The organism is Glutamicibacter sp. MCAF14 (assembly GCF_052114325.1).
GTDB classification, from domain to species: domain Bacteria; phylum Actinomycetota; class Actinomycetes; order Actinomycetales; family Micrococcaceae; genus Glutamicibacter; species Glutamicibacter arilaitensis.
Genome location: NZ_JBFREO010000004.1, coordinates 719,037 through 745,800 on the forward strand (window position 1 = coordinate 719,037; position 26,764 = coordinate 745,800).

Here is a 26,764-nt window from a genome sequence, read left to right on the forward strand (position 1 = left end):
ATCTCAGGTTATCCAATGAGTAATAGAAATCACTAAACTACTTGGCTGTGTCGTGTTCATGTGCCCGCTGACCAGCGTTATCCATAATTCCCAGCACCTCAGCTATGCCGCCAACGGCCCACAACGCATGCGGTGTCATCGTGTCGAACTGTGCCGACTGCCCTGCCTTCACGTGATAGATCCGCTCACCGAGCTTCAGCTGGATTTCACCAAGCAGCACGGTGAACCATTCCTTGCCAGGATGGATCCGCAGCTCGGTGGGCGCAGGAGCCTTTGACGGATCGAAACGCATTTTCGAAACATTGACGCCGTTAACCGCGTCTTCCGTAGAGAGCTTCCACATGGTGATTCCGGGCATCGAAATTGGCTCAGGACGAATGATGATCTGCGCTTCAGAGGTCGATACCAGCTCATCAAGACTGGTGTTCAAGGCCTTCGCAATCGGAATCAGCTGGTCCAGTGCGATACGGCGGCTGCCAGTTTCAATCCTGCTGAGCGTAGAAACGCTCATTGAGGCCTTGGAAGCCAGCGACTCCAGCGACCATCCCAGATTTTGCCGCAGGTTTCTTATGCGTTGGCGAATGACTTGATCTACTTCGAATTCTTGCGTCATACGCAAATCATAGTTACTGACGCGCAAAACATCGATAGTTTTGAGCCAACGCCACAATAAACACTGGAGGAGCAATGGAACATTTTGAAGCAATCGTCATTGGCGGCGGAAGTGCCGGGCTGGCCGCAGCAGTCGCCTTAGGCAGATCGAGACGCACCGTGCTAGTCATCGATGAAGGAAATCCACGCAACGCGAAGGCCTCGCATGCCCATAACATCTTGGGGCAAGAAGGAACCAACCCAATGGACCTTTTGGAACGAGGACGAGACGAAGCCCGGCATTACGGCGCTCGGATCATCGAGGGAAAGGTGGACACCCTCACCGGATCACTGGATACAGGCTTCACCGTGACGATGACTGAGCGATCCTACAGCGCCGAACGGATCGTTCTAGCTACGGGCCTCATTGATAATTTGCCGGAAATACCTGGATTGGCTCAAGCCTGGGGCAAGAGCGCTATTCACTGCGCCTATTGCCACGGATGGGAAGTTCGGGATCAAGAGCTTTTAGTTCTCGGCATCGGAGCCATGAGCAGCCATCAAGCAATGATGTTCAGCCAGCTGAGCTCGAAAATCACTTTCATCAACCACAACTCCAGCGCACTAGCTGAAGAGAACCGGGCAACCCTGGAGGCCTTGGGCATTCCTGTCCTGGAACAGTCGGTGATAGCCGTCGAATTCGACGATCAAGGCACCCTCGCCTCGGTACTGCTGGCAAACAATCAGCGGCTCAACGCCGAAACGCTAGTGGTTGCAACCCACATGCAGGCACAAGCTGCCCTCTACGAATCACTCGGTGGAAGCCTCGCCGAAAACCTGTTGGGGACGTATATCAGCGTTAATGAAATGGGCGCTACGGAAGTCGCAGGCATTTATGCTGCAGGGAATGTCTGCAATCTGGGGGCCATGGTTATGGCAGCCGCCGCATCGGGAACGATCGGCGGAGCTGCCATTAACGCGGACCTGATTAGTTCCCAACTTGCCACCAGCTAAGCAATAAAACGTTGGCATCCGCTTGCCCCACCCGGGCCAATAATCGTTGGGTTCGGATGGGGCAAGTGGCAACACGTGGATGGTTTGGAAGGCGCGCATCAATTTCGAAAAAAATAATTTCTACATACCCCCATGTCAAAGGGATTTAACTGGCGCATCGCGGCATTCTCAATGCCCGCAAAACACCTACGTAGCACTCATCACTCCCCACAGGCCAGCGATCGATGGTACGCTTGATTTGTTACCTCAACGGTTACAGGTGTGAGTCCCCGCCAGTAACCGTTAGCAGTAGGATTTGTAGCACAGCCAACAAATCGTCTGTGCTTTACAAATCGGTTCACCGATCTTTAGATCGAATGAACTCCTATCGAAACGAATTCTTCATCTTCTCTTCTTCACTGCAGATACAACATCTCGACGACTCTGTACGTCACAATTCTGTGGATTCCTTGTTCTACTCCGCTAGCGTGGGGTCATTACCCGTTAGCAGCCTGGATTCCGACGATGTTTAAGCAAGTGCAGCGACACCCGTTTTGGCCGATACCGGCAAAATCAGTATTCGATTCTCCGTATCGACGGCAGGCGAATCGTTCTCGGCAGCTCTGCACGAGGTAACCCCTAAATTTTCCGATTCGGAACTTCGGATCGGCAACCAGGCCACAACGTGGCCAATCAATAAATAAGGATATAACACTATGGCCACTGGCACCGTGAAATGGTTCAACGCTGAAAAGGGCTTCGGCTTCATCGCTCCTTCGGATGGATCGGCTGACGTCTTCGCACACTACAGCGCAATCCAGAGCTTCGGTTTCCGTAGCCTCGAAGAGGGCCAGACCGTTGAGTACACCCTGGAAGCTGGTCCAAAGGGCCCACAGGCTACCAACATTCAGGCTCGCTAAGAGACTTTCTTCAAAGGTGTAGTTCCCCGCAAGGTTGGAGCTGCACCTTTGTTGCTTTTAACCGGCTGCCAGTAACAGCCCATCTCGCAGTCGGTATCACCAGCGTGGCAATGTTGCCGGGGATCACTGCAATCTGCGTCAGCGCTTAGCCCGTATCCAGACGCTGAACACAAATCGCGCCAACGCGAAAACGCTGGTGGTCCTGCAAGACACCAAGCACGCATTTGAAAACTGCTGCCGGCCCATTTTCTACGCGCGAGCAGTTAACCGGCGGTCTCCCCCACTGATGCTGCATAGCGGTCAATCTTCCATAGGCCCGCTTTGCTAGCATAAATGTCCGCATCCATTTGAAGACAACTAGCTACCCGTGGAAAATATGAGAGCTGTTGGACTTCAAATTCACGACTATCATGACCATCGCGCAGATCAGCAACACCACTGCCAGTCCTTGGAATCCGACGGCACCCAGAATTGGACCGGCACAAAGACCGCCGATTACACCAGCTAAATTCATGCAGAGATCCGAAGTACCCTGCAGCTGCGGGCGCTCTGCGATTCCCACTGCCCCGGTAATCATCGTTGCACCAGCCACCGTTGCTGCCGACCATCCAAGTCCCAAACTCAACAGGGCCAACGTGGTTACGGTATGGCTCTGGCCGTTGCTCCACACCAAGACACTTGCGGTAATCAGCAATGCCTGCCCGGCGAAGATAATGGTGCGCGGACCGGCCTTATCCGTGAGCCAGCCGAATACCGGTGACAGCGCGTACATCCCAGCAACATGAATTGAAATCGTGATACCGATTAGCGTTAAGCTAGCGCCTTGGTGCTGCATATGGATCGGCGTCATTGACATCAAGGACACCATGTAGAGATGTGTTAATGCCACAGTGAGCACCGCACGTCTGGCTATGGGGGTGTTTTTTAGAATGCTCCAACCTCGCCGGCGAAGCTGGGTATTATCCGCTTTCACGGCTGCTTGGTGCTGTGCCACTTGCAAGGGATCCGGACGCAGTCCCAGCCAATAAACAAACACGCCAATCAGCTGCGCGCACATGGCGATGAGAAAGCCACCGGTAAACGGCGGAAGACTGATGAATCGCGCAAGCTCTTCGCCCGGTTCAAATAAGTTTGGACCTATCACAGCGCCCACCGTTGTTGACCACACCACAACTGACAGGTCACGCCCTCGCGTTGTTTTGGTGGATAGGTCCGTAGCTGCAAACCGCGATTGCAAGTTCATTGCCGAGCCAGTTCCCAGAACCAGCATGCCCAGCAAAAGCAAAGGCCAGTAGCGGAGAAATGCGGAAGAAATAATAATGACGACACCGCTGGCTGCAATTAATGCGCCTGTTGAGAGCGAAATACGCCGACCGAACTTCTGCGCGAGAACCGCCAGTGGCAGAGCCATGATGGCAGCACCTAGCGTATTCATGGTTGCAGCCATACCGGCCAACTCGTCAAGTCCCGAAATGTCTACGATCAGCAGCGATCCTAACGTTAGGGTTGCACCGCTACCTAATCCCCCGAGAATCTGGCCGGCAGCAAGAATCGAAATCGATTTGCGCCGAATACGAGTAATCTCCCGGTCACCCAGCGAATTACGTTCATTGGATGAGGCTTCGATCTGCACAGTTGCTCCCGCACTCGCCTAGTTTCACTTACCGTCTAAGTATCTACTAAATGCTGCTTGGGATTATCCTTTTCCGCCATGCATGACGTTGACCCCGTCCAAGCGGGGCCAACGCCAGCATGGCTTGGCAGGAATTCCTGATTCAATATCTAAGGTACCCGCCGTAGTTCCGGGACCTCATCATTCGAGTCTCAAATCAGGCCAGCATATCGCTCCGTCTGTTCAGCGCTCAGTCCTGTTTTAACCTGACAGCTCAGGTCATCGACGAGTATTTCTGTTACACCGGATTCAGGACCGTCCAGTGCCTGGGATACGACGTGGAAAGCTGATGTCTTTTCACTTTCCAGTGCAGCTGACTCACCGCAACGTCAATCATCAATTTAACTACTGAGATGGGAATCCGCGCGACCAGCTTTTACGCGGCTTTCGGGAACAACGAGAGCTCCTTAGAGTAAGCAAGCGCTGTACTATGCCGAAGTCTCTAAAATGTCACCACTGCGATCGCCCAACCAACAACCAGCGAATCTGTAGCCAAATTGCTTCGAATTAGTTCCGAACGCCTATGTCGATGAAGCGACCCCGCCCGGAAGCCTGCTCATCTCCGAGCCACGTCTATCAAGCAAGCGAGAACAGCTGGCCAGAACTATAAGTGAACGGCTGGGGCAAAGAGTTGAAGAAGACGAGCTCTTACCTGAGACAAACACCGGTAACTTGGCTTCTTCCATTCTTGCGGTAGCTCTAGGCATGTCTCGACGCGCTTGCGACGATAGAAAATGTGGGGATCTGATTTCCATTGCCAATACCGCCATGGCAGCAATTCCACTGGTCAAATAGCTGCTCTCTTCAACGGCCAGCACACTTCGTTCGCACAAGGCAATGCACGATGTCCCGGAACCTGCCGCTGCACGGTCTTTCGAAAGTGGTTTAAAGACAAGAAGACCACGGACTCAATATGGGTCCATGGCCTTCTATTCATCAGCAATCGAGATGAAGATTCTTTAGAATTAGAAATCCCAGTCTTCGTCTTCGGTGTTTACTGCCTTGCCGATTACGTACGACGAACCGGAACCAGAGAAGAAGTCGTGGTTTTCGTCAGCGTTCGGGCTCAATGCAGCCAAAATCGCAGGCGAAACGTCGGTTACGGTAGATGGGAACATCGCCTCGTAGCCCAGGTTCATCAAAGCCTTATTGGCGTTGTAGTGCAAGAACTTCTTGACGTCCTCGGACAGGCCTACCGGATCGTAAAGATCGTGGGTGTACTGAACTTCGTTTTCGTACAGTTCGTACATCAGCTCGAAGGTGTAGTCCTTCAGCTCCTGCTTGCGCTCTTCGGTCTCGTTTTCCAGACCCTTCTGGAACTTGTAGCCGATGTAGTAACCGTGAACGGCTTCGTCGCGGATGATCAGGCGGATCAAGTCTGCGGTATTGGTCAGCTTCGCATGCGAGGACCAGTGCATTGGCAGGTAGAAGCCCGAGTAGAACAAGAACGATTCGAGCAGAGTCGAGGCGATCTTGCGCTTCAGTGGATCTTCGCCGTGGTAGTAGCTCTCAATGATCTGGGCCTTCTTCTGCAGGTTCACATTTTCAGTGGACCAGCGGAAGGCTTCATCGATTTCCTTGGTGGAGGCCAAGGTCGAGAAGATCGAGGAGTAGCTCTTTGCGTGCACCGATTCCATGAAGGCGATGTTGGTGTATACGGCTTCTTCGTGCGGGGTGAGCGCATCTGGAATCAGCGAAACAGCTCCAACGGTACCCTGCAAGGTATCGAGCAAGGTCAGACCGGTGAAGACGCGCATAGTCAGCAGCTTCTCGTCTTCGGTCAGGGTACCCCACGACTGGATGTCGTTGGACAGCGGCACCTTCTCCGGAAGCCAGAAGTTATTGACGAGACGGTTCCAGACCTCTACGTCCTTGTCGTCCTGGATGCGGTTCCAGTTGATTGCCTCAACCTTGTTGGTGAGCTGAATCTTCTCGGTCATTGCCCCTCATCGAAAAGCTAAATCGTGTTAAGAACTTTGCCTACAACTCTACCGTTGTTTTCAACGGCACCTGCTCAGCAAGGCCCTAAGTTAATCTCGGATCGCTAACACGATCCGAGGTGGTTTTGATATGCAACAGCTGCCGCTGGACGGAACCCCACGGCAGCTGTTGCGTGAAGCCAAAGACCGGCAAGCCGGTCAATGACTCAAGGTCTTACAGTGCGCAGGAAACGCAGCCTTCAACTTCGGTGCCTTCCAGCGCGAGCTGGCGAAGGCGGATGTAGTACAGGCTCTTGATGCCCTTGCGCCATGCGTAGATCTGAGCCTTGTTGATGTCACGAGTGGTGACGGTGTCCTTGAAGAACAAGGTCAACGACAGGCCCTGGTCCACGTGCTGGGTTGCCGCAGCGTAGGTGTCAATGATCTTCTCGTAGCCGATTTCGTAAGCGTCTTCGTAGAAGTCGATGTTCTCGTTGTTCATGTAAGGAGCCGGGTAGTAAACGCGGCCGATCTTACCTTCCTTGCGGATTTCGATCTTCGCTGCGACCGGGTGGATCGAGGAAGTCGAATTGTTGATGTACGAGATCGAACCGGTAGGAGGTACTGCCTGCAGGTTCTGGTTGTAGATGCCGTGCTCCATAACCGAAGCCTTCAGCGCCTTCCAGTCTTCCTGGGTAGGAATATGCATGCCGTCGAACAGTTCGCGAACACGTTCGGTTGCTGGAACCCATTTCTGATCGGTGTACTTGTCGAAGAACTCACCCGACGCGTACTTCGAGTTCTCGAAGTTATCGAAGGTCTCACCACGCTCCATGGCGATCTTGTTCGATGCGGTCAGCGCATGGAACAGAATCGTGTAGAAGTAGATGTTGGTGAAGTCGATGCCTTCTTCGGAACCGTAGTAGATGTGCTCACGAGCGAGGAAGCCGTGCAGGTTCATCTGGCCCAGACCGATAGCGTGCGACTTGCGATTGCCATCAGCAATCGAAGGTACCGAAGCGATGTAGGACATGTCCGAAACTGCGCTCAACGCACGGATGGCGATATCTACCGAAGTAGCCAGATCCTTGCCGTCCATGGCCTTGGCGATATTCATCGAACCGAGGTTGCAGGAGATGTCCTTGCCGACGGTCTTGTAGCTCAAGTCATCGGAGAACTCGGAAGCCGAGGACACCTGGAGGATTTCCGAGCACAGGTTCGACATGGTGATGCGGCCAGCAATTGGGTTGGCCTTATTCACGGTGTCTTCGAACATGATGTACGGGTAACCGGACTCGAACTGGATCTCTGCCAAGGTCTGGAAGAATTCGCGTGCGCTGATCTTGGTCTTCTTGATCCGCGCGTCATCGACCATGTCATAGTACTTCTCGGTGACGGAGATTTCGCTGAACGGTACGCCGTAGACGCGTTCAACGTCGTACGGGCTGAACAGGTACATGTCTTCGTTCTTGCGAGCAAGTTCGAAGGTGACATCCGGAATGACAACACCCAGGGACAGGGTCTTGATACGGATCTTCTCGTCAGCGTTTTCACGCTTGGTATCCAAGAAGCGGTAAATGTCTGGGTGGTGTGCGTTCAGGTAAACGGCACCGGCACCCTGACGTGCACCGAGCTGGTTTGCGTAGGAGAAGGAATCTTCAAGAAGCTTCATCACTGGGATGACGCCGGAGGACTGGTTCTCGATCTGCTTGATCGGAGCACCGTGCTCGCGCAGGTTGGTCAACGACAGCGCAACGCCGCCGCCGCGCTTGGAAAGCTGCAGCGAGGAGTTTACGGCGCGGGCAATCGACTCCATGTTGTCTTCAATGCGAAGCAGGAAGCAGGAGACGAGCTCGCCGCGCTGAGCCTTGCCGGCGTTCAAGAACGTTGGAGTTGCAGGCTGGAAACGGCCTTCGATGATCTCATCGACCAGGTGCAGAGCCAGCTTTTCATCGCCACGTGCCAGGTGCAGGGCAACCATGCACACGCGGTCTTCGTAGCGTTCCAGGTAGCGCTTACCATCGAAGGTCTTCAAGGTGTACGAGGTGTAGAACTTGAAAGCGCCCAAGAAGGTTTCAAAACGGAACTTCTTGCCGAAGGCGTGCTTGAACAGATCACGGATGAAGTTCATCGAGTACTGGTCGAGGGTTTCACGCTCGTAGTACTCGTGCTTCACCAGGTATTCAAGTTTCTCATCGAGATCATGGAAGAACACGGTGTTGTTGTTCACGTGATCCAAGAAGTACTGGCGGGCAGCATAGCGGTCCACCTCAAACTGAATCTTTCCATCTGGACCGTAAAGGTTCAGCATGGCGTTCAGATCGTTGTAGCTCAAGCCCTGGAACTGGGGTGGAAGCTCCTTTGAGCTCTTCATCGTTGCTGCCGGTTCTGCGACGCTGGTGTCCAAAAGGTTTCAAGCCCTTCTTTGACTTTGAGAACATCTTCCGAGGTTCCCATGAGTTCGAATTTATAGAGGACGGGTACGTTGCATTTCTGCGCAATGCGTTTTGCCGCAATGCAGTAGTACGCGCCGAAGTTTGTATTCCCCGCACCGATCACTCCGCGAAGATTTTCTCGGTTCTGCTCGACCTGCAGGAACTTCATGATCTGCGGCAGGATCGAGCGCTTGCCATGCTCTCCTCCATACGTGGGTATGAGCAAGACATACGGTGCGGTTGAGATCAGTTGCGGCTCGGTCGCGAAGACCGGGATCCGAGCCACATCCATCTCAAGTTTGTCCACGAACCTCTTGGTGTTCTCCGAAACCGAAGAGAAATAAATCAGCTTCGAATCGGTGAACTGCACCGGGTTCTGGGCCTCAGCATTTGGCCTGTCGGCAAGCGCTGTAGGTGGCATTGCTTTTCGCCTCCACTGCAAGCGAGCGGATGGAGTTTTTACTAGTTGGCTGGAGCCAGCAGTTCGATCTTGTCTGGGCGGAAGCCCGACCAGTGATCGTCATCGGTGATTACGACAGGTGCCTGCATGTAGCCCAAGCCTCGAACGTGCTCCAGTGCTGCCGCATCCTGAGAGATGTCTACCTTGTTGTACTCGACACCCTTCTTATCCAGCGCGCGGTAAGTAGCGTTGCACTGAACGCAGGAAGGCTTCGTGTAAACCGTGATGGCCATGTCCCTGATCCCCTTTGGAAAGTCTTTGTTTCGGCTAGGTTCCCGGTTTTTCCGAAATCTCCTAGCCATCCTCTCGGATGCCTCAAAACCACTGTTCGAGGTGCTTCTGGTGCGAGCCGCACCAACGGGTTCAATACTACATCTTGTGTTTGGCCGGTCAAGCGGCCACAACATGATGTATTACAAGTATGTCATTCATCCACTGGGACGTCCACAGGATCTGTGGATATTAACCCCCGTTTAAACCGCGATTTCTCGCGGACTGGCGACCTTTGTCCACAGGTTGGCAGAAGTCGCTTGTGGGTTAAAAATTCTTCTTGTGAGATGTTCGTCGGCGTGTTCTGCACCCTTCATCTAGTTCCGGGTACACGGCGTGCACCACTACATGTAGTGTCCGCCCACGAACAGACAGTTTGGGAACGGCAGGACCGCTTGTGGAGAACGCAGACAGCGAGCAGCCGGTAAATCACCAGCTGCTCGTGGCTGCTAAGCCCAAGTGGCGCCCAGAGGCTCTTAGGCCGGGTAGCTACGGGCTCCGAAGATACCTTGGCCAACACGAACCACAGTGGCTCCCTCGGCGATGGCCAGCTCGTAATCGCCACTCATCCCCATGGACAGATGCTGGAAGCTCGCAGGAGCATCCTGCTGCAACCGGTCACGAGTTTCGCGCAGCAAGGAGAAGCTGGCACGAACAGCGGCCTGGTCCGTGGTGTTTGCAGCCATCGTCATCAGGCCCACCGGCGTCAAGCGATCCAACGGCGCCAGGGAACCGAGCAGGCTGGCAGCGTCGGCCGCTTCAATGCCGGACTTGCTTTCTTCCCCCGAGGTATTGACCTGGATGAAGACTTCCAGTGTCCTGTCTTCCAATTCCAAACGCCGCTGCAAGGTCTCGGCGAGTTTCAACGAGTCCAAAGCATGGAACTCGTCGGCGAACTTCGCCACGAACTTCGCCTTATTGGTCTGCAACGGTCCGATAATGGCATAGCGCAGGTGCGGGAACTGCTCGATAAAGTGCTCGTACTTGTCCTGGGCTTCCTGGACCTTGTTCTCCCCCAGCGTCTCTACGCCGGCAGCAATCGCCAACGCCAGGCGATCGGTGTCAATGGTCTTGGTGACCGGAAGAAGCCGAACCGAGTGCCGATCGCGGCCGGCCACCTCAGCAGCCGCAGCGATCTTCTGGTTGACCGCAGCCAGATTGCGGGTGAAATCTTCGGTGGTGGCCGCATGCGCTGCGGCAGGTTGCGAAGTCAAAGCGCCAACTTTCTTGATGTCACAAAATTGTTGCTGGTGCCGTTGGCACCAGCAACAAGCATAGGCATAAAGGAACTAGAACATTTGCCGCCAATTGGTTTTCGCCAGATCCAGCAGCTCATCGCCGCGTCCGGAAAGCACGGTACGAATGGCATACAGGGCAAAGCCCTTGGCCTGTTCCATCTTGATTTCAGGCGGCATGGACATCTCCTGCCGGTCAGTGACCACATCCAGCAGTGCCGGCCCGTCGTGCGCCAGGAATTCTTGGACGGTGGCTTCAAGCTGCGCCGAGTCATCCACGCGGTAGCCCTTGAGCCCCGAAGCCGTCGCTACCGCGCCGAAGTCCGGGTTGTGCAAATCGGTGGCATAGGTGACGAACCCGGCGGCCTTCATTTCCAGCTCGACGAAGTTCAGCGAGGAGTTGTTGAAGACCACGATCTTGATCGGCAGCTTGTTCTGCGTGGCGGTGAGCAGTTCACCGAGCATCATCGCCAATCCGCCGTCCCCGGCAAAGGCGATGACCTGCCGCTGCCGGTCGATCGCCTGGGCTCCCAGGGCATGGCATAGTGCGTTGGCCATCGAACCGTGGTTGAAGGAACCGAGCACCCGGCGCTTGCCTGTCATGGTCAGGTAGCGCGCCGCCCAAATCACCGGCGAGCCGACATCGGCAGTGAAAATCGCATCCTCGGCGGCGTACTGGTCGATCAGCCGGGCCAGGTACTGCGGGTGGATGGCTGCCCCGGGCTTGGAAGGCGTAGCCAGTTCATCGAGCTTGGTGCGCGTCTTGCGGTAGTGCTCCACTGCGGTCTCCAAGTGCTTGCGCCGGGTCTGCACCGGCAGCAAGGCGGTCAGCGCCGCGGCCGTGTCCTTTACGGTGCCCACCAGCGGAATATCCACCCGGGTGCGCTTGCCGATCTGCTCCCCGCGGATATCCACCTGGATGATGGTGGCGTCTTGCGGGTAGAACTGCTGGTACGGGAAGTCGGTGCCCAGCATCAGCAGCACATCGCACTCTGCGATCGCCTTGGCGCCGGAAGCGAAGCCCAGCAGCCCGGTCATGCCCACATCGAAGGGGTTGTCGTATTCGATGTGCTCCTTGCCGCGCATCGCGTGCACGATCGGTGCGCCGAGCTTGTCGGCCAGCGCAATCACCTCATCGTGGGCCCCGGCGACCCCGGCACCTGCCAGGATGGTGATCTTGCGCGATCCTTCCAGGATTTCGGCGGTGCGCTCAAGCTCTTCTTCATTAGGCAGCACGCGCGGGTTGGTTTTGGTGATCTTCTGCGTCGGCGTGCGTTCCATCTCGGCCAGGGCCACATCCCCGGAAATCACCAGCACGGCCACCCCGCGCTTCTCGATGGCCTCGCGCATTGCAATGCGCAGCATCCGAGGCATCTGCTTGGGATCGGAGACCTGTTCGGCATAGACCGAGCAGCCACGGAAGACTTCCACCGGGTGGGTCTCCTGGAAGTAGTTGGAGCCGATCTCTTCGGTAGGGATATGCGCAGCGATGGCCAGCACCGGAACGCGCGAACGGTTCGCATCGTACAGGCCGTTGATCAGATGCAGGTTGCCCGGGCCACAGGAACCCACGCAGACGGTCAGCTCCCCGGTAATTTCAGCTTCGGCGGCCGCCGCAAACGCAGCGGCTTCCTCGTGGCGGTGGTGGACCCATTCGATCCGCCCGTTCTCCCGCAAGGAATCGGTCAAGCCGTTCAGCGAGTCCCCCGGGATGCCGTAGATTCGGCGCACTCCCTGGGTATCGAGCTGTTCAATCAGGTGGTCGGCTACGGTAGGCAAAACATTCCTCCTGCACACAATATTCCAGTGGGTCTACTGTTCACCCTACTGCGCCATTCCCCCATGTGTCATGCATTTTTGCCACTTCGCAGGGTTCTTCGGCCCACACCAGCACGTGGTGCGAAGAACACCGGCAAGCCGACGCCTAACCATCCCTGCCGGCTACGTGGCGAACCCCGGCCAGTAGTGCGAATCGGGCAGGGCCCGCGCCCCGAAAATCCCCTGGCCCACGCGCACCACGGTTGCCCCTTCGGCAATGGCCAGCTCGAAGTCACCGCTCATCCCCATGGACAGTTCTTCCACGCTGCCCAGGTCCAGTTCGCGCAGCTCTTGGCGCACGGCAACCAGCTTCCGGAAGCACGCGCGCACCAGTTCCTGCTCGGGAGAAAATACCGCCAGGGTCATCAGCCCTTTGACCTGCAGACGTTCGAAGACCTGCAGCTGCTTGAGGAATCCAGCCGCCTGCGCCGGTTGGATCCCGAACTTGGATTCTTCACCGGAGGTGTTGACCTGGATGAAGACCGGCAAGATCCGGTCCTCGACCTCCAGCCGGCGCTCCAAAGCCTGGGCCTGGCGCAGATTATCCAGCGCCTGGAACTCATCGGCGAAGCGGGCCACATACTTGGCCTTATTGGTCTGCAAGTGCCCGATCACCGAGTACTTCAGCTGCGGCACATCCGCCAGCTGCTGGGATTTCTCCCACGCTTCTTGCACCTTGTTCTCACCCAGCCAGCTGACCCCGGCCTCAATGGCCAGGCGCAACCGCTGCGCCGGAACAGTCTTGGTCACCGGCAGCAGCCGTACGCTGCCAGCCCGCCGGCCAGCAGCAGTTTCAGCCGCGGCGATCCGCGCCCGGATCGAGGCGAGGTTGGCCGCGAAATCGGCCCGGGTCCGCGCATGCGCTGCGGCTGGATTCTGGTTCATCAGCACTCCTTCATCGATCCCATCCTAGGCACGAACCTGCGCGCATTGGATAGGCTGGAAGCTGCAGCACCAAAGACCAAGGAGTAACAATGCCCGAACCGCGCCGCATGGCCAACACTACCGAACTGGCCGCCGGAGAAACCAGCGGCGCAATCTGGAAGCTGGAACCGGAGCAACGCGATCTGGATGCCAACGTCATTTCGCTGGCACCCGGAGAAGAAATCGGGGCGCACCAAGGGCCGGAACTCGATGTGCTGCTGCATGTCTTCGCCGGCTCAGGCACGCTGCATACCGCCAGCGGCAACATCGACCTGGTCATCGGCGACATCATCTACCTGCCAGCCAGGTCCCAGCGCCACTTCATCGCCGGCGCGGAAGGCCTGGGCTACTTCTCGGTGCACCAGCGCAAGAAGCGCACCGGGCTGATGCCCACCCTGCGCAGCAGCTAGTCCCAGAGCCCGGTCTGCAAGAAGCGCTCCAGCTGGGCGGCATACGGAGCCAAATCCAGGCCCTGCTCGGTGACCCACTGCTGGTTGTAATAGGTGTTCGCGTAGCGCTCGCCGGAGTCGCAGATCAGCGTTACCACCGAGCCCTGCTGCCCGCGTTCGAGCATCTGCGCGATGATCCCGAACGCTGCATACAGGTTGGTTCCGGTGGAGCCGCCGGCAAAGTAGCGGGTTTTGGCGCGCAGCAAATGCATGGCCGCCAGCGAGGCCGCATCCGGCACCTGCACCATGTGGTCGATCACCCCGGGCACGAAGCTGGGCTCCACGCTGGGCCTGCCGATCCCCTCGATGCGCGAACCCTTCCCCGTGGCGTACCCCATGTTCCCCGTGCGCCACCCCTCGTAGAAGGAGGATCCTTCCGGGTCGCCCACGCAGATCTTGGTCTCATGGCGCTTGTAGCGGGCGTAGCGCCCGAAGGTGGCGCTGGTGCCGCCGGTTCCTGCACCGACCACGATCCAGCTGGGGATCGGGTGGGCTTCGGCGGCCATCTGCGCGTACACCGACTCGGCAATGTTGTTATTCCCCCGCCAGTCCGTGGCCCGCTCGGCGTAGGTGAACTGGTCCAGGTAGTAGCCGCCGGTTTCTGCCGCCAGCGCGCGGGCCGCCTCATCGACCTGGCCGGCCGCATCCACCAGGTGGCAGCGCCCGGCGTAGAACTCGATCAGCTCGATCTTCTCAATGCTCGTGGTTTTGGGGACCACGGCGATGAAATCCAGCCCCAGCATCCGCGCAAAGTATGCCTCGGAGACGGCTGTCGACCCGCTGGAGGCCTCTACCAGCGTGGTGCCCTCGGTAATTTTTCCGTTCACCAGCCCGTAGAGAATCAACGAGCGCGCCAGCCGGTGCTTGAGCGAGCCGGTGGGGTGCACCGATTCGTCCTTCAGATACAGTTCGATCCCCCAGTGCTCGGGGAGTTCGAAACGATGCAGGTGTGTGTCGGCGCTGCGGTTCGCGTCAGCTTCGAGCAGGGAAATGGCACGGCGTATCCAAAGATCAGTCATGGCACCACTCTAACCGTGGCGGACCTATTTAGTCCCTGCGTCCGTGGTAACTTCAGAATCGTGAAACGTAGGCTGGTTACCGGCGCTTATGCCGCCTTCATCTTGCTCGGTTTGGGCTGGGCCGGATGGGCCGCGCTCTCGACTGCCGGGCTGGAAACGATTGCCGGCGGGTGGCTGGGCCCGGATGCCACCGTCACCTCGGTACCGCGCTTAGGGCAGCTGCCCTGGTTCGCGCTGATGATCGCAGTCGCGTTCTATGCGATCTGGCAGGCCGTCGCCGCGCAGCGCGGGATGCTGCACCGGTCGCTGCGCCCCTGGGTACTGGCCGCGGTGCTGTGCAATGCCCTGTGGGTGGCGTTCTTGGAGCGCGACCGCATCGGCGCCTCGCTGGCCTTCGGCATCATGCTGCTGGCGGTGCTGGTGCGCATCGTGGTGATGATCGCCAAAAGCCAGTTGCTGCAACAGGTGGACCGATGGATCACCCGTGCCAGCTTCGGGCTGTTCACCGGGTGGCTCTCGGTCATCGTGCTGACCGAAGCCGTGGCCTTCTGCGCGGTCTCCGGAGCCGATTCCAGCACGCTGATGTTCAAGGGCGCTTGCGCGCTGGCCGTGCTGCTGCTGGCCTTGTTCTTGTGCGCCATGAGCTTCAAGAACCCGCTGGGCATCTACCTCAACGCCGGAGCCCTGTGGGTGATCAGTGCAATCATCGTGGACCGCTACACCGGACACGCTAACTCCCCGGCATTTGCCACGGTGCTTTCGGTGGCCGCAGTGCTGATGTACGCGTGCCTGTTCAGCGCAGTGCGCACCCGGATCCGTGCGCTGCTGGCCCGCCGCGATTCCCAGCTTCCTCCCAGTTCGCAGTGAGCGCAATAGCAGGTTCTTGAGCGCCCACCTCGCTCTGGCTAGGCTGGGGGTTGAGACCTCAAGGTCCATCAGACTCAAGGTCCATCAGAGAGGAACAACATGTCGAAGACTGCCAAGAGCTTGAAGCAAGTTGAAAAGTCGCTGGCGAAACTCGCCAAGACTGCCAAGGAAGAGCTCCCCAAGGAAATCCGTGGCGGCTGGAATGAGGCCGTCTCGGGTGTGAATACCGATGCGATCAGCAAGGCCGGAGCCAACCTGATTGAAAACGTGGGAGGAAACTCCAAGGCCGCCAAGCGTGCCCGCGCCTCCGTGGAAAGCGCCGTGCAGGCCGCGCAGAAGAACCTGGCCTCCCAGGACAAGAAGTCCTGCAAGAGCGGGAAGTTCCTGCTCATCTCGCTGGTCCTGGCCGCAGTTGCCGCGGTCGTGATTTCGCAGAAGAAAAACTAGCTGACCGGCAAGGCGCGGCACCCAACTGGGTGCCGCGCCTTTGTTGCATTCCGGGTCCCGCCGGCTACTTCATCCGGGTTCGCGCGGACTTGATGGCCGCAGCTGCACCGAGCAGGGCGATCACCGCACCCACCGGAATCAGCCACAGGCTTCTGGCACCGGTCTCGGCCAGATCCTTATCTGGCTTCGCCTGCCGGTCGATATCCGAGATGGCCTGCGGGTCGATCGGCGCCGAGGGTCGGGGTGCGTGCGGCTGTCCGGATTTTTCGGCGTCCTTGCCGGATTCTGCTTCCGAGTTTTCGCTGGGCGCAGGTTCTGCACTCGGCTTATCCTCTGGTTCCTCTTCCGGCGCCGGGGTTGGTGCGGCAAGGTCGAAGAGCTCAGCTGCCGCGCCGAGGTTCGCGAACACGGTTTCGCCACTGGCCTCATCCACCGCATCGTTATCGGTCACCACGTGGACCCGACCGCCGGCCACAGCAAGCCCCTCCAGTTTTTCCTGGGTCCACCCGTTGGTTTCGCGCAGCACCGGCAGCACATCGACGGCCAGTTCCTTGCCAACCAGCGGCACTTCGCGCTCACTGCCTGCCGGAAGCGCGAACTGGTATACCGCCTTGCGCTTGGTTTCCGGGCCCGCCAGGTTATCGCGTTCGATCACCGCGTAGGTGCCATCGGGCAGCGCGGTAATTTCCGACAGCCCGTTCCATGCACCATCTTCGGCCGCTTCAAGCTGGTAGCCGTACCAGTTGAACTGGCTGGTGTGCGGCAGATACCGGCCCACGCGCACAAAGTCCTCGCCGGGCAGTTCACGCTGCAAGGCGAAGACTACTTCTTCCTGCGCTCCGCTTGCGCGCACGGCGACACCTTCCAGGCCGTGCTTGCCCAGCTGGTCGACTCCTGGCAGCGCGATTTCTTCTTGCACTGCACCGGCGGAGTCGATGCGCACCAGGAGGTTCTCTGCGCCGGTCTCCCCTTCATGGGCAGCCCAGAAACCGCCCTCGGCACGTGCGGCAATGCCTTCCAGATCCAGTTCGAGGCTGGCTCCGGTCACCGGCATCGAGGATTCCACCACGCCGCCCTCGGTGCGCAGCGTGTAGATCCGCGGCGCGTAGGCGTTGTCGCTGACGGCAAAGAGCCGCGAATCATCAGCGGGGTTTGCCGACAGGCCACTCAGCGCACCAAAGGGCACCGGATCCGCGTCGTCCGAGGACAGCTGCGGGAATTGCGCCTCGTTGGCGCCGAAGGAGTACAGGGCTACGGTGGAACGCACCTCGCCCTCATCGGTTTCCGAGGAGATGGCCAGCAGGTTGCGTTCGGGGATCGGCAAGATGCCTTCCGGGCCGTTGGTGGTCGGCAGCACCTGAACGAAGCGCGGGTCCGATGGGTCGCTCAAATCGTAGACGGCCACGAAGTTGCCGCGTTCGGAGGCCACGAAACCGTAGTCCACGCCGTCGAATTCGGCGATGGCCAGCCCTTCTGGCTCGACACCCTTCTTGCCGGAGCGATGCTCCGGGTACAACCCGTGGGACAGCGCGAGCTGCTCGAAGCTGTTCCCGGCATCCCACACCACCTTTCCGGTGGCCGCATCGAAGATGCTGAACCCGCGGCTGCCGCCCTTCCAGTCCCCTTCATTGGCGGTAGCCAGGTAGCCTTCGCCCAGCCAGCTGATGGCATCGGGCTCGCGGGGAATCTGCGACAGCGATCCGCTGGGGTCAAGCACTCCGTCTTTTTCGGTGTGGATCCCTTCCAGATCCACGGCCCCGGTGCCAAAGGCGCTGGTGATCTTCCCTTCAGCCAGGTCGATCAGCACCACGCCGTTGTTTTCCTGCAAGGTGACCGCCAGCTGGTTCGCGGCGTTGATGCTCACGTATTCGGGTTCGGGGTCTTGCGGGGTGTCCAGCCCTGCATCTTCCAGCATCGGCAGTGCAACAGGTGCGGTGCGGGTTCCGGCGCTCAGCGGTACCTCGCGCAGTGTCCAGCCTGCAGGCTCCGCGCCGTCCAGGTCCATGATGGCGATCGATCCGGCCGGGGCATGCGGCAATCCGCCGTCCCCAGCGTCCTCGTCGCGCTCATTTTCAATGGCGATGCCGGCGTAGGCGCCGTCAGCGGAGATCGCGATGGAATCGGGCTGGCCGGGCAAATCGAAACTGTGCACCAGCGTGCGATCGGCGATGCTCACTACGTCCACCCGACCGGAGGGATCGCTGTAGCTGGCCGAGGTGTTGACCACGACGAACACGTACTGCCCGTAGGCGGCCACGCTGGTTGGCTCATCCTCGGCGCTGCCCAGCTGGTGCAGCCCCAGCAGGCCCAGGCCCTGCGGCTGCGCTGGGTCGGAAATGTCCAGGAAGCCGATGCTGCGCGAGAGGGCGTCGGAGTAGATCAGCGTGTTGCCGTCGGCCGACACGGTGGAAATCTCGGCAGCGGTGGTGGAGGCCGCGCCGTCTGGATGGTTCTGGTAGACCGGGTAGGTGGCCACCCGTTCGAAGTATTCTCCCGAATCTGCGATGGCTGCGGCCGGCGTCAGGCTCGCGGCAATGGCTGCGGCCAGGAATGCCGCACCTTTGATGGATTTGCGATGCACGTTCTTCTCCCTGCTGGATGATGACTCCCCCACAGTTCCAGCATCATCTGGCCAAAAGGTTAACGCCGGGCAACGGCTTAGGGCGGCCGGACGTTACCCATCCCAGTCGGCCAGCGGCGGCAGGCTTCGGGCATCGACTTGAAGCGTGGCAATGATCCAGTCGTGGTCGAAGTCCGTGCCCGCCGGCACATGCACGGTGTCCTGCACGCGTACTTCGTCGGCAAGCCCTGAGCTTCCGGCCTGCCCAGCACGCACCCGGTCCCGATACTGGATGCGCGCAACAAGTGCGGGCACTGCGGCCACCGGCACCCCGGTGCCGTCAAAGGTGCCATGGTCATCGAGCTCGAAGGTAATCGCCCCTCGTGAATTGCGCACCTGGGCCAGCTGCCAGCGCACCTGATCGCCCACCGAAAATCCCTCGTGGCAGCAGGCATGCAGCCCTCCGTAGATTTCGACCCTGATCAGCATGTTCGACAATCTACCCGATAGGATGATCTGGTGGCCCATATTGACCTGACAGACATCCAGTACTTCCTCTCCGACGGTACCCAGCTGCTGGGCGGGGTGAGCTTCAAGGTCACCGCCGGTTCCAAGACCGCGCTGATCGGACCCAACGGCACCGGCAAGACAACGCTGTTCAAGATCATCTCCGGGGACCTGAAAGCCGATGAGGGGTCGATCAACCGCACCGGCAGCCTGGGAATCATGCGCCAGTTCGTCGGCCAGGTGCGCGATGATTCCACGGTGAAGGACCTGCTGCTGTCCACCGCGGCCCCGCAACTGGCCCAGGCCGCGGCGAAGGTCGCCAAGTATGAAGCGGCGATGGCCACCAGCGAGGACGAGAAAGTCCACATGCTCTACGCCGAAGCGATCATCGAATGGGGCGATGCCGGCGGCTACGAGTTGGAAACCACCTGGGACAAGGTCTGCATGGCCGCCCTGGGCATCGAATTCGACGCCGCCTCCGCCCGGCTGGCCCGCACCCTCTCCGGCGGCGAGCAGAAACGCCTGGTGCTCGAAGCCCTCTTCGAGGGCAATGACGAACTGCTGCTGCTGGATGAGCCGGATAACTACCTGGATGTCCCGGGCAAGCGCTGGCTCGAAGAGAAGATGCGCCTCTCGCCCAAGACCGTGCTGTTCATCAGCCACGACCGCGAGCTGCTGAACAATGCCGCCACCCGCATCGTCACCCTGGAGCCGGGGCACGGCGGGGCGACCGCGTGGATCCACGGCGGCGCGTTCGGCTCCTATGTGCAAGCCCGCCAAGAACGCAACGAGCGCTTCGAGGAGCTGCGCAAGCGCTGGGACGAAGAGCATGCCAAGCTCAAGGAACTGGTCAATATGTACAAGACCAAGGCCGCGTTCCGCTCCGATATGGCCAACCGCTACCACGCGGCGACCACCCGGCTGGAAAAGTTCCTTCAGGCCGGCCCTCCGCAGGCGATCCCGCTGGAGCAGAACGTGCAGATGCGGCTCAAGGGCGGGCGCACCGCCAAGCGCGCGGTCATCGCCGAGAAGCTGGAACTGGCCGGGCTGATGAAGCCCTTCAACGCCGAAATCTGGTTCGGCGACCGGGTGGGCGTGCTGGGCTCCAACGGGTCGGGCAAGTCGCACTTCCTGCGCCTGCTGGCCTCCGGCGGCACCGACCCCGAACGCGAGCACCTGCCGGTCTCCGACGTGGTGATCGCCCCGGTGGAACATGCCGGCACGGTGAAGCTCGGTGCGCGTATCCGCCCTGGCTACTTCGCCCAGACCCATACCCGGCCAGACCTCTTTGGCCGCACCCTGCTCGAAATCCTGCACCGCGGCGACGAGCACCGCTCCGGGATGCCGCGCGAGGCGGCGGCCGGTGCGCTGGATGGCTATGGCCTGGCCGCGCAGTCCGAGCAGAAGTTCGAATCGCTTTCCGGCGGCCAGCAGGCGCGCTTCCAGATCCTGCTGCTGCAGCTCTCCGGTGCCACCTTGCTGCTGCTCGATGAGCCCACCGATAACTTGGATCTGCATTCGGGCGAAGCGCTGGAACGGGCCATCGATGCCTTCGAAGGCACCGTGCTGGCGGTGACCCACGACCGCTGGTTCGCCCGCGGCTTCGACCGCTTCCTGGTCTTCGGCTCCGACGGCACCGTCTACGAATCCGATGAGCCGGTCTGGGACGAGGCCCGGGTGCAGCGCAAGCGCTAGGCTGCCTCCTGCATGGAGCGCCAGGTGCTGCGGGCTTTCCAGGAGCTGAATCCGGCGGCCGCGGCCAGCACGCAGAGGGCGGTCCAACCCGCAGCCGGCGACGTGGACCACCGCTCGTTCTGCGCGAACAGCGCCGGGATGGTGCTGCTCGGGATGCCGGCGCTGAGCATCAACCATGCGGTGGCCACGGGCACCTGGACCGGGCCGAGCCGGCGCAGCCCCAGCCCGTCGGAGAGGAACAGGCCCAGCCACATCAGCGCCCAGGCCAGCCAGATGACCGCGAACAGCGGGTCCGGGCCGATGGACAGCATGCTCTTGTAGAGCGCGATCGCGGCTACGAACGCGCTGAACCAGCCCAGCGCGGTCGGGTCGAAACCGAATAGGGTGTTGAACCCGACCAGCAGATAGGTCATCCCGAACAGGTAGCTGGGCCAGGTGGCATTGACCAGTGCGATGTCGCTGCCTGCCTGGCTGAGTATCAAGGTCGGCAACATGATCTGCAGCGCGCCGACCATCAGGTTGAGCACCGCCGCCGAACGGGCCGGAATCCGGCCCAGCCCCACCAGCGCATTCACACTCAGAATCAGTCCTACGAATACGAGCCCCACATGGGCCATCCCATCCTCCACTCGCGAAGGGCACCCACGCCTGGCCGGTCGCCCACTGAGCTCAGTTTCAGCGCAGCCGCCGGGCCTTGGCAAGTTCGCACCGGTTCATTACTCCACGAGCTTGCCTGCCTGCGATACCTCGGAGATCAGCGCGGCCACTTCTCCAGGCACCTCGGGGATCGGCTCACGGGTAATGCCCTCGGGCGACCAAATGAGGTTCACCTGCAGCTGCGGATCGGGGTGTGGATAGTCGCTGCGGTTATGGCAGCCGCGGGTTTCCCGCCGCTCCAACGCTGACTCCAAGGTGGCGCGCGCGGCCAGCGCCGAAGATTTCAGGTCGAAGGCGTGGCACAGATCCTGGTAGCCGGCGATGTCCGGGTGGATGCCCACCCGCGCCATCCGCGCTTCGACCTCTGCCAGCTTCTCCAGCCCCAGCTTCAGCCCCGCCTCCTCGCGCACGACTCCGGCGTGCTGGGTCATGATGTCGCGGATCGCCCGCTGCAGGGACCGGACATTTTCCTGCCCGTCGGCGGCCAGCAGCCGGTCCACTTCCCCGCGGGCCTTCTCGATGGCCGCCTGCGAACGGGGCTGGGAAGTGAGCGCACGCGAATACCGGGCAGCTCCCTGCCCGACGATCCGGCCGAAGACCAGCAGCTCGATCAGCGAGTTGCCGCCCAGCCGGTTGGCCCCGTGCAGGCCCGAGGAGGCTTCGCCGATCGCGTACAGGCCCGGTACTTCGGTTTCGTGGGTGAGCGGGTCCACCTGCACCCCGCCCATGGAATAGTGCGCCGTCGGGGCGATCTCGATCTTCTGCTCGGTGATGTCCAGCATCTGCTCCTCGAGCAGCGTCTGGTAGACCCGGGGCAGCCGTTCCATGATGGTGGCCCGGGGCAGGTGCGAGACATCCAGCCAAACCCCGCCCTTGGCGGTGCCGCGCCCGGCGGCAATCTCGGTGTAGGCGGCCAGGGCGACCCGGTCGCGGGTGGACAATTCCATGCGCTGGGGATCGTAGCGCTCCATGAAGCGTTCGCCCAGGGCGTTGGTCAGGATCCCGCCTTCGCCGCGGGCCGCCTCGGAGACCAGGGTCCCGGCCACCGATTCGGGTTCGATGATGCCCGAGGGGTGGAATTGGACGAGCTCGACATCGCGCAGCCGGGCACCGGCCTCCACGGCCAGGCGGAAGGCGTCGCCGGTGTTCTCGTCGCGCCGCGAGCTGCTGCGCCGCCAGATGCGGGTGTGGCCGCCGGCGGCCAGGATGACCGCGTCGGCATGGACCAGGTACCCGGTGCCATCGTTGACGTCGAAGCCGTAGGCGCCGAAGACCCGCCCCTCGGCCACCAGCAGCTTCGTGATGTAGACCGAGTCCAGGATGGGGACCTGCAGTTGCTGCGCCCGGCGGATCAGGGTGCGCTGGATTTCCAGCCCGGTGTAGTCCCCGGCGAAAGCTGTGCGGCGGAATTTGTGGGCGCCGAAGAAACGTTGGGAGATCCGGCCATCGGCTTCGCGGGCGAAGTTCATGCCGTATCGCTCCAAGTCCTCGATGCCGCGGGCAGCACCTTGGGCGACCACCTGGACAGTGCGCGGGTCGGCCAGGAAGTAGCTTTCCTTGATCGTGTCAGCGGCATGCTGCTGCCAGCTGTCCTCGGCATCCATCGTTCCCAGTGCTGCGTTGATGCCGCCGGCGGCCAGCGAGGTGTGTGCGTCGTGGCGCGGGCGCTTGCCTACGGCCAGCACGTCTGTTCCCGATTCTGCCAGTTCGATCGCCGCGCGCAAGCCGGAACCGCCGGTGCCGATGACCAGAACAGAGGTGGATATTTGCTGTTCATTTCTCATGTTTTCCAGCATCGACCCGTGCCTGGAATACGTCCAATGAATTATTAGCATGATGTTGATAGCAGTAGGCTATCTATCATGAATCTAGAGCAATTGCGCGGCTTCACCACCGTCGCCGAGGTGGGGCACTTCACACGAGCTGCCGAGCAGCTGCATCTTGCCCAGCCATCGCTCAGCCGGCAGATCGCCACCCTGGAGCAGGAGCTGGGCTCCGAGCTGTTCCACCGGGCGCGCGGAAATATCACGCTCACCGCTGCCGGGCAGGCGTTGCTGCCCCGAGCCCGGCGGATGCTGGCCGACGAAGAATCAATCCGCACCGAAATGGCAGATTTGGCTGGACTGCGACGCGGGAGGGTTCGCCTGGGTGCACCGCCGACCCTCTGCGTGTCGCTGGTCGCCGAAGCGCTAACCATCTTCCGCGCCCGCTACCCCGGGGTGCAGCTGCAGATTATCGAAGCAGGCTCGCACAGGCTGCTCGAACAACTCAGCGGCGGCGAGCTGGACCTGGCGCTCATCGTGACCTCGGAGCACGCGGTGAACGACAAGCACCTGGAGAACCTGCCCCTGCTCGAAGAGGAATTGGTGGTCATCGATTCGCTGGAGCACCCGCACCTGGCTGGCTCGGAGCTGGATCTGCGCGCCCTGGCCTCGGTGCCGCAGCTGGCCTTCTCGCACAGCTACGATCTGCGCGCCAGCACCGCCCTTGCCTACAAGAACGCCGGCCTGGCCCCGAATATCGTCGTGGAAGGCGGGGAAATGGATGCGGTGCTGCGCTTCGTGCAACGCGGGCTCGGCGTTGCCGTGGTTCCGGCGACGGTGGCCCTGGATGCACCGGGAGTGTGCTCCATTGCCTTGCCCGAACCACTGACCCGCACTATCGGACTGGCGCATCGGCGCGATGTCTCACTGACCCGCGCCGCGACTGCCATGGCGGGGCTGCTGGCAGACACTGCCGGGCAGCTGGCCTCCGGGAACGGGCAAATCAGTTCGCTAGCTTGATCCCCAGATATCCGGCCATCTCTTCGGCCAGTACCCCCAGCTGCAGGGCGCTGATCTGCGCTCCACGCAGGAATTCAATGCCCTGCACTTGCGCAAAATCCAGCCCTTCGACGTTCACTTCGCGCAGTTGCGCCCCGGTGCAGGTCAGCAGGCCGGTACGCGAATCCTCAAAGGCCACCCGCTGGATCCTGCCGCCCAAGTCGATCTCCTCGAACTGGCAGTTGCGGAAAACCACGTCGCGCACTATCGCGCCGGCAAGGTTCAACCAGCCGAATTTGCAGTTCTCGAACACCACGCCATCCAATTCGGCCTCAGCGAAGTCGGCTGACCCGAAGCGGCTGTGTTCCACCCTCACGTCGTTGAGGAACGCCCCGGCGCCGGCCAAGGCCGGCGCCCCTGATTGTTCCAGTTCGCACTGGATCAGCCGGGCATTGCGCAACGACTGGATCTGCACGGAGCTGAACCTGCATTCTTCCAGCCGCGCGCCATCGGCCGCCAGCGGTTCGGCGAAATCCTTGAAGTGCAGCAACTCGATGTAGTCATCGCCAAAGTCGCCCGGGTAGCCAGTGGCCAGATCGGACAGGGTGAAGCGGCGGATTTTGGGTTTCATGGTTCCTAGCGTCGGGTTGGTGAAAGGGTGGCGGCCACGTCGTCCAGGGCCGGATCCAGATCCGGGTAGCGGAAGGTGTAGCCGGTGCGTTCCAGCACCGCTGGCAGCGCCCAGCGGGATTTGAGCAACATTTCCGGTTCCACGCGGAGCACGAACATGGCTGGTTCCAGCATCCACCGGTAGGAAGGCAGCCCGAATTTGGCGCCGGCCACGCGGCGAAGCGATGCCATGAGGGCGCGGTTGGCCACCGGATTCGGTGCGGCCAGATTCACCGGTCCGGAAATTTGCGGGTGCTCGATAATGTGCCAGATCGCTCCGAGCACATCCTCGACATGGATCCAGCTGAAAAGCTGGTTGCCGCCGCTGCGGTACCAGGTGCTGCGCTCCGGTCCGCTCGGGTTCGTGCCGATGCCGCGGTAGCGGCGGTGGGCCGGCCACCAGCTGTCGTGTTGCGCCCCGCCCAGGCCCCAGCGTGCGACGTTGAGCAATTTGGTGGTGGCAGGGCCATCGCCCAGCACGATCGCCATGCGCAGGGCGACCCGGCGCGTAGGAAGATCGCCGTTGAAGAATTCGCGCTCCCAGCTGCGTGCCACATCCACCGAGAAGCCTTCGCCGATCCGCCCATCTTCCTCGGTGTTCGGCGCATCCATGCTGTGCCGGTAGATGGTCGCGGTGGACGCGTTCAGCCACAGCTGCGGCGGGTTGGCCGCCCGGGACACCGCTTGATGCAGCACCCGGGTCGTTTCCACCCGCGAGGACAGGATTTCGTTGCGGGCCGCCTCGTGATAGCGGCAGCCGACATTCTTCCCGGCGAGATTCACCAGCAGCGCCGCACCATCAACCAGCGGACCCAGGTCCTCATCCCAGCTGGCATCGGCCTGCGAGGTTCGGCCGATGGTGGCCACCTGGTATCCGGCTTCGCGCAACCGCGCAACCAGCAGCCTGCCGATAAATCCGTTGGCCCCTGCAACCACTGCCCGGCGTTCGCTCGCCATGGATCCCCCGCTAAAATTCGTCGATCACCAGTTTCTTCATGCTCAGCATATGCTCGAAAGCATCTGGACGTTCCATCAGCTCGCCCATGTTCTCTGGCACGATTTGCCAACTCACCCCGAATTTATCGGTTAGCCAGCCACAGGCTTCGGCTTCGGGCACGGCAGACAGGGCCTGCCAGATGCGGTCGATCTCCGCCTGGTCGGCACAGGGCCATTCCAAGGAGACTCCGGTGGTGAAACTGAAGTCCTGCGGCACGGCCGAGTCCATGGCCGCCACACAATCATCGCCGAGGGTGAATTGCGCGAACATCAGTGCTTCAGCAGTGGCGGACTCGGTGGCCTGGCCATAGGGGAAGGCGCTATCGAGCTGCGCGCCCAGGACCTGCCCGTAGAATTCGATGGCTTCGGCGGCACGGTTCTGCGCTTCTCCGCCGAACATCAGCGAAGGGATCACCGATTCGGCCACAGCCACCGGCTCATCGGATTCCATCAGCTGCCAGGAAACCCCGTACTTGTCGGTAACCCAGCCATAGCGGGCGCTGAACGGGTAGGAATCCAGCGGCATCAGCGCGCTGCCGCCTTCCATCAGGGCCGTCCAGGTGCTCTCCAGCGAGGCCCGGTCATCGGCGTTGAAGCACAAGATGATCGAGATCGAGGGATTCGGACTGAATTCACCGCCGGCGTTGATCATGGTGATTTTGGTTTCGCGCACCCACAGCGAGACGGTCAGCGCCTTGCCGGCGAAAGGCTGCTGGAAGTCCAACAGTCCTTCGGTGGGATAACGTGATTCAATTTCGGTGCGGGCCTGCGGCAGGGCGCCGGCATAGAACTGCCCGGCCTCCTCGGCGTTGCCCTGCATCCATAGGTTGACGGTGAGCTTTTGCATGAGTCCTCCTTGGCGGGATGATGCTCATATGCTACCGCCGCGGCTTCGCGGC

Annotated in this window: 24 protein-coding genes; 7 read left to right on the forward strand and 17 right to left on the reverse strand. The window is 60.5% G+C overall.

Translation table 11 applies throughout. The features are described 5' to 3' along the window. Nucleotides 1-37: 37 nt before the first annotated feature. A complete protein-coding gene (locus AB4Y71_RS10960; RefSeq protein WP_013349121.1) occupies nt 38-613 on the reverse strand; it encodes a helix-turn-helix domain-containing protein in 576 nt (191 codons plus the stop codon). A 74-nt stretch (nt 614-687) separates the two neighbouring features. Between AB4Y71_RS10960 and AB4Y71_RS10965 the strand changes: the two genes are divergently transcribed. Both AB4Y71_RS10965 and AB4Y71_RS10970 read left to right on the forward strand, forming a co-directional pair. Next, the gene (locus AB4Y71_RS10965) at nt 688-1,605 is read left to right on the forward strand and encodes an NAD(P)/FAD-dependent oxidoreductase (RefSeq protein ID WP_441720402.1); all 918 of its coding nucleotides are present in this window, start codon (nt 688-690) and stop codon (nt 1,603-1,605) included. Nucleotides 1,606-2,300: 695 nt separating this feature from the next. Continuing rightward, nucleotides 2,301-2,504, forward strand: a complete 204-nt coding sequence (locus AB4Y71_RS10970) for a cold-shock protein (protein ID WP_013349123.1) — start codon at nt 2,301-2,303, stop codon at nt 2,502-2,504. Between the two features lie 361 nt (nt 2,505-2,865). On the opposite strand, the gene AB4Y71_RS10975 is transcribed toward AB4Y71_RS10970, so the two are convergent. The 8 genes from AB4Y71_RS10975 to AB4Y71_RS11010 all read right to left on the reverse strand — a co-directional run bounded on the left by AB4Y71_RS10975 (nt 2,866) and on the right by AB4Y71_RS11010 (nt 13,198). Then, entirely contained in the window at nt 2,866-4,137 is a 1,272-nt protein-coding gene (locus tag AB4Y71_RS10975) for an MFS transporter (protein WP_441720404.1), read from the reverse strand. Nucleotides 4,138-5,141: 1,004 nt separating this feature from the next. Beyond that, the gene (gene nrdF, locus AB4Y71_RS10980; protein ID WP_013349127.1) at nt 5,142-6,116 is read right to left on the reverse strand and encodes a class 1b ribonucleoside-diphosphate reductase subunit beta; all 975 of its coding nucleotides are present in this window, start codon (nt 6,114-6,116) and stop codon (nt 5,142-5,144) included. Between the two features lie 214 nt (nt 6,117-6,330). Further along, nucleotides 6,331-8,469 carry a class 1b ribonucleoside-diphosphate reductase subunit alpha gene (gene nrdE, locus AB4Y71_RS10985; protein WP_441720406.1) on the reverse strand — a complete coding sequence of 713 codons (2,139 nt, stop codon included), beginning with the start codon at nt 8,467-8,469 and terminating at the stop codon, nt 6,331-6,333. Next, entirely contained in the window at nt 8,466-8,951 is a 486-nt protein-coding gene (gene nrdI, locus AB4Y71_RS10990; RefSeq protein WP_134780616.1) for a class Ib ribonucleoside-diphosphate reductase assembly flavoprotein NrdI, read from the reverse strand. Before nrdI ends, nrdE begins: the two co-directional genes overlap by 4 nt. Before the next feature lie 41 nt (nt 8,952-8,992). Beyond that, on the reverse strand, nt 8,993-9,223 hold the full coding sequence (nrdH, locus tag AB4Y71_RS10995; RefSeq protein ID WP_013349130.1) for a glutaredoxin-like protein NrdH: 231 nt from the start codon (nt 9,221-9,223) through the stop codon (nt 8,993-8,995). Nucleotides 9,224-9,736: 513 nt separating this feature from the next. Next, a complete protein-coding gene (locus tag AB4Y71_RS11000; protein ID WP_441720408.1) occupies nt 9,737-10,474 on the reverse strand; it encodes a YggS family pyridoxal phosphate-dependent enzyme in 738 nt (245 codons plus the stop codon). A gap of 75 nt (nt 10,475-10,549) precedes the next feature. Then, a complete protein-coding gene (poxB, locus tag AB4Y71_RS11005) occupies nt 10,550-12,274 on the reverse strand; it encodes a ubiquinone-dependent pyruvate dehydrogenase (protein ID WP_013349132.1) in 1,725 nt (574 codons plus the stop codon). Between the two features lie 162 nt (nt 12,275-12,436). Then, nucleotides 12,437-13,198, reverse strand: a complete 762-nt coding sequence (locus AB4Y71_RS11010) for a YggS family pyridoxal phosphate-dependent enzyme (protein WP_134780071.1) — start codon at nt 13,196-13,198, stop codon at nt 12,437-12,439. Nucleotides 13,199-13,287: 89 nt separating this feature from the next. Between AB4Y71_RS11010 and AB4Y71_RS11015 the strand changes: the two genes are divergently transcribed. Then, nucleotides 13,288-13,647 (forward strand): cupin, encoded by a 360-nt coding sequence (locus AB4Y71_RS11015; RefSeq protein ID WP_102597566.1) that lies wholly within the window; start codon nt 13,288-13,290, stop codon nt 13,645-13,647. Here AB4Y71_RS11015 and AB4Y71_RS11020 read toward each other — a convergent pair. Continuing rightward, entirely contained in the window at nt 13,644-14,705 is a 1,062-nt protein-coding gene (locus AB4Y71_RS11020) for a PLP-dependent cysteine synthase family protein (RefSeq protein WP_441720410.1), read from the reverse strand. The two genes, AB4Y71_RS11015 and AB4Y71_RS11020, sit on opposite strands and share 4 nt — an antisense overlap. A gap of 60 nt (nt 14,706-14,765) precedes the next feature. On the opposite strand from AB4Y71_RS11020, the gene AB4Y71_RS11025 reads away from it, so the two are divergent. Next, on the forward strand, nt 14,766-15,572 hold the full coding sequence (locus AB4Y71_RS11025) for a hypothetical protein (protein WP_441720412.1): 807 nt from the start codon (nt 14,766-14,768) through the stop codon (nt 15,570-15,572). Between the two features lie 99 nt (nt 15,573-15,671). Continuing rightward, nucleotides 15,672-16,019, forward strand: a complete 348-nt coding sequence (locus tag AB4Y71_RS11030) for a hypothetical protein (RefSeq protein WP_013349137.1) — start codon at nt 15,672-15,674, stop codon at nt 16,017-16,019. 64 nt (nt 16,020-16,083) lie between these two features. Here AB4Y71_RS11030 and AB4Y71_RS11035 read toward each other — a convergent pair whose 3' ends face one another. Beyond that, nucleotides 16,084-18,600 carry an esterase-like activity of phytase family protein gene (locus tag AB4Y71_RS11035; RefSeq protein WP_441720414.1) on the reverse strand — a complete coding sequence of 839 codons (2,517 nt, stop codon included), beginning with the start codon at nt 18,598-18,600 and terminating at the stop codon, nt 16,084-16,086. A gap of 93 nt (nt 18,601-18,693) precedes the next feature. Then, nucleotides 18,694-19,068, reverse strand: a complete 375-nt coding sequence (locus AB4Y71_RS11040) for a hypothetical protein (protein ID WP_441720416.1) — start codon at nt 19,066-19,068, stop codon at nt 18,694-18,696. Nucleotides 19,069-19,098: 30 nt separating this feature from the next. Between AB4Y71_RS11040 and AB4Y71_RS11045 the strand changes: the two genes are divergently transcribed. Next, entirely contained in the window at nt 19,099-20,781 is a 1,683-nt protein-coding gene (locus AB4Y71_RS11045) for an ABC-F family ATP-binding cassette domain-containing protein (RefSeq protein ID WP_441720418.1), read from the forward strand. Here the strand turns inward: AB4Y71_RS11045 and AB4Y71_RS11050 are convergent. Together AB4Y71_RS11050 and AB4Y71_RS11055 are read right to left on the reverse strand one after the other, a co-directional pair. Then, nucleotides 20,778-21,398, reverse strand: coding sequence for an AmiS/UreI family transporter (locus AB4Y71_RS11050; RefSeq protein WP_441720420.1), 621 nt, complete (start codon nt 21,396-21,398; stop codon nt 20,778-20,780). The genes AB4Y71_RS11045 and AB4Y71_RS11050 overlap by 4 nt on opposite strands. Before the next feature lie 99 nt (nt 21,399-21,497). After that, nucleotides 21,498-23,222 (reverse strand): FAD-dependent oxidoreductase, encoded by a 1,725-nt coding sequence (locus tag AB4Y71_RS11055; protein WP_441720422.1) that lies wholly within the window; start codon nt 23,220-23,222, stop codon nt 21,498-21,500. Nucleotides 23,223-23,300: 78 nt separating this feature from the next. On the opposite strand from AB4Y71_RS11055, the gene AB4Y71_RS11060 reads away from it, so the two are divergent. Next, a complete protein-coding gene (locus AB4Y71_RS11060) occupies nt 23,301-24,221 on the forward strand; it encodes a LysR family transcriptional regulator (RefSeq protein WP_441720424.1) in 921 nt (306 codons plus the stop codon). On the opposite strand, the gene AB4Y71_RS11065 is transcribed toward AB4Y71_RS11060, so the two are convergent. From AB4Y71_RS11065 to AB4Y71_RS11075, 3 genes are read right to left on the reverse strand one after another with little or no spacing between them, the layout of a single operon-like run. Beyond that, nucleotides 24,205-24,831 (reverse strand): pentapeptide repeat-containing protein, encoded by a 627-nt coding sequence (locus AB4Y71_RS11065; RefSeq protein ID WP_441720425.1) that lies wholly within the window; start codon nt 24,829-24,831, stop codon nt 24,205-24,207. The genes AB4Y71_RS11060 and AB4Y71_RS11065 overlap by 17 nt on opposite strands. A 5-nt stretch (nt 24,832-24,836) precedes the next feature. Then, the gene (locus AB4Y71_RS11070; RefSeq protein WP_441720426.1) at nt 24,837-25,826 is read right to left on the reverse strand and encodes an epimerase; all 990 of its coding nucleotides are present in this window, start codon (nt 25,824-25,826) and stop codon (nt 24,837-24,839) included. A gap of 10 nt (nt 25,827-25,836) precedes the next feature. After that, nucleotides 25,837-26,712 (reverse strand): VOC family protein, encoded by an 876-nt coding sequence (locus tag AB4Y71_RS11075; protein WP_441720428.1) that lies wholly within the window; start codon nt 26,710-26,712, stop codon nt 25,837-25,839. Between the last annotated feature and the right edge of the window lie 52 nt (nt 26,713-26,764).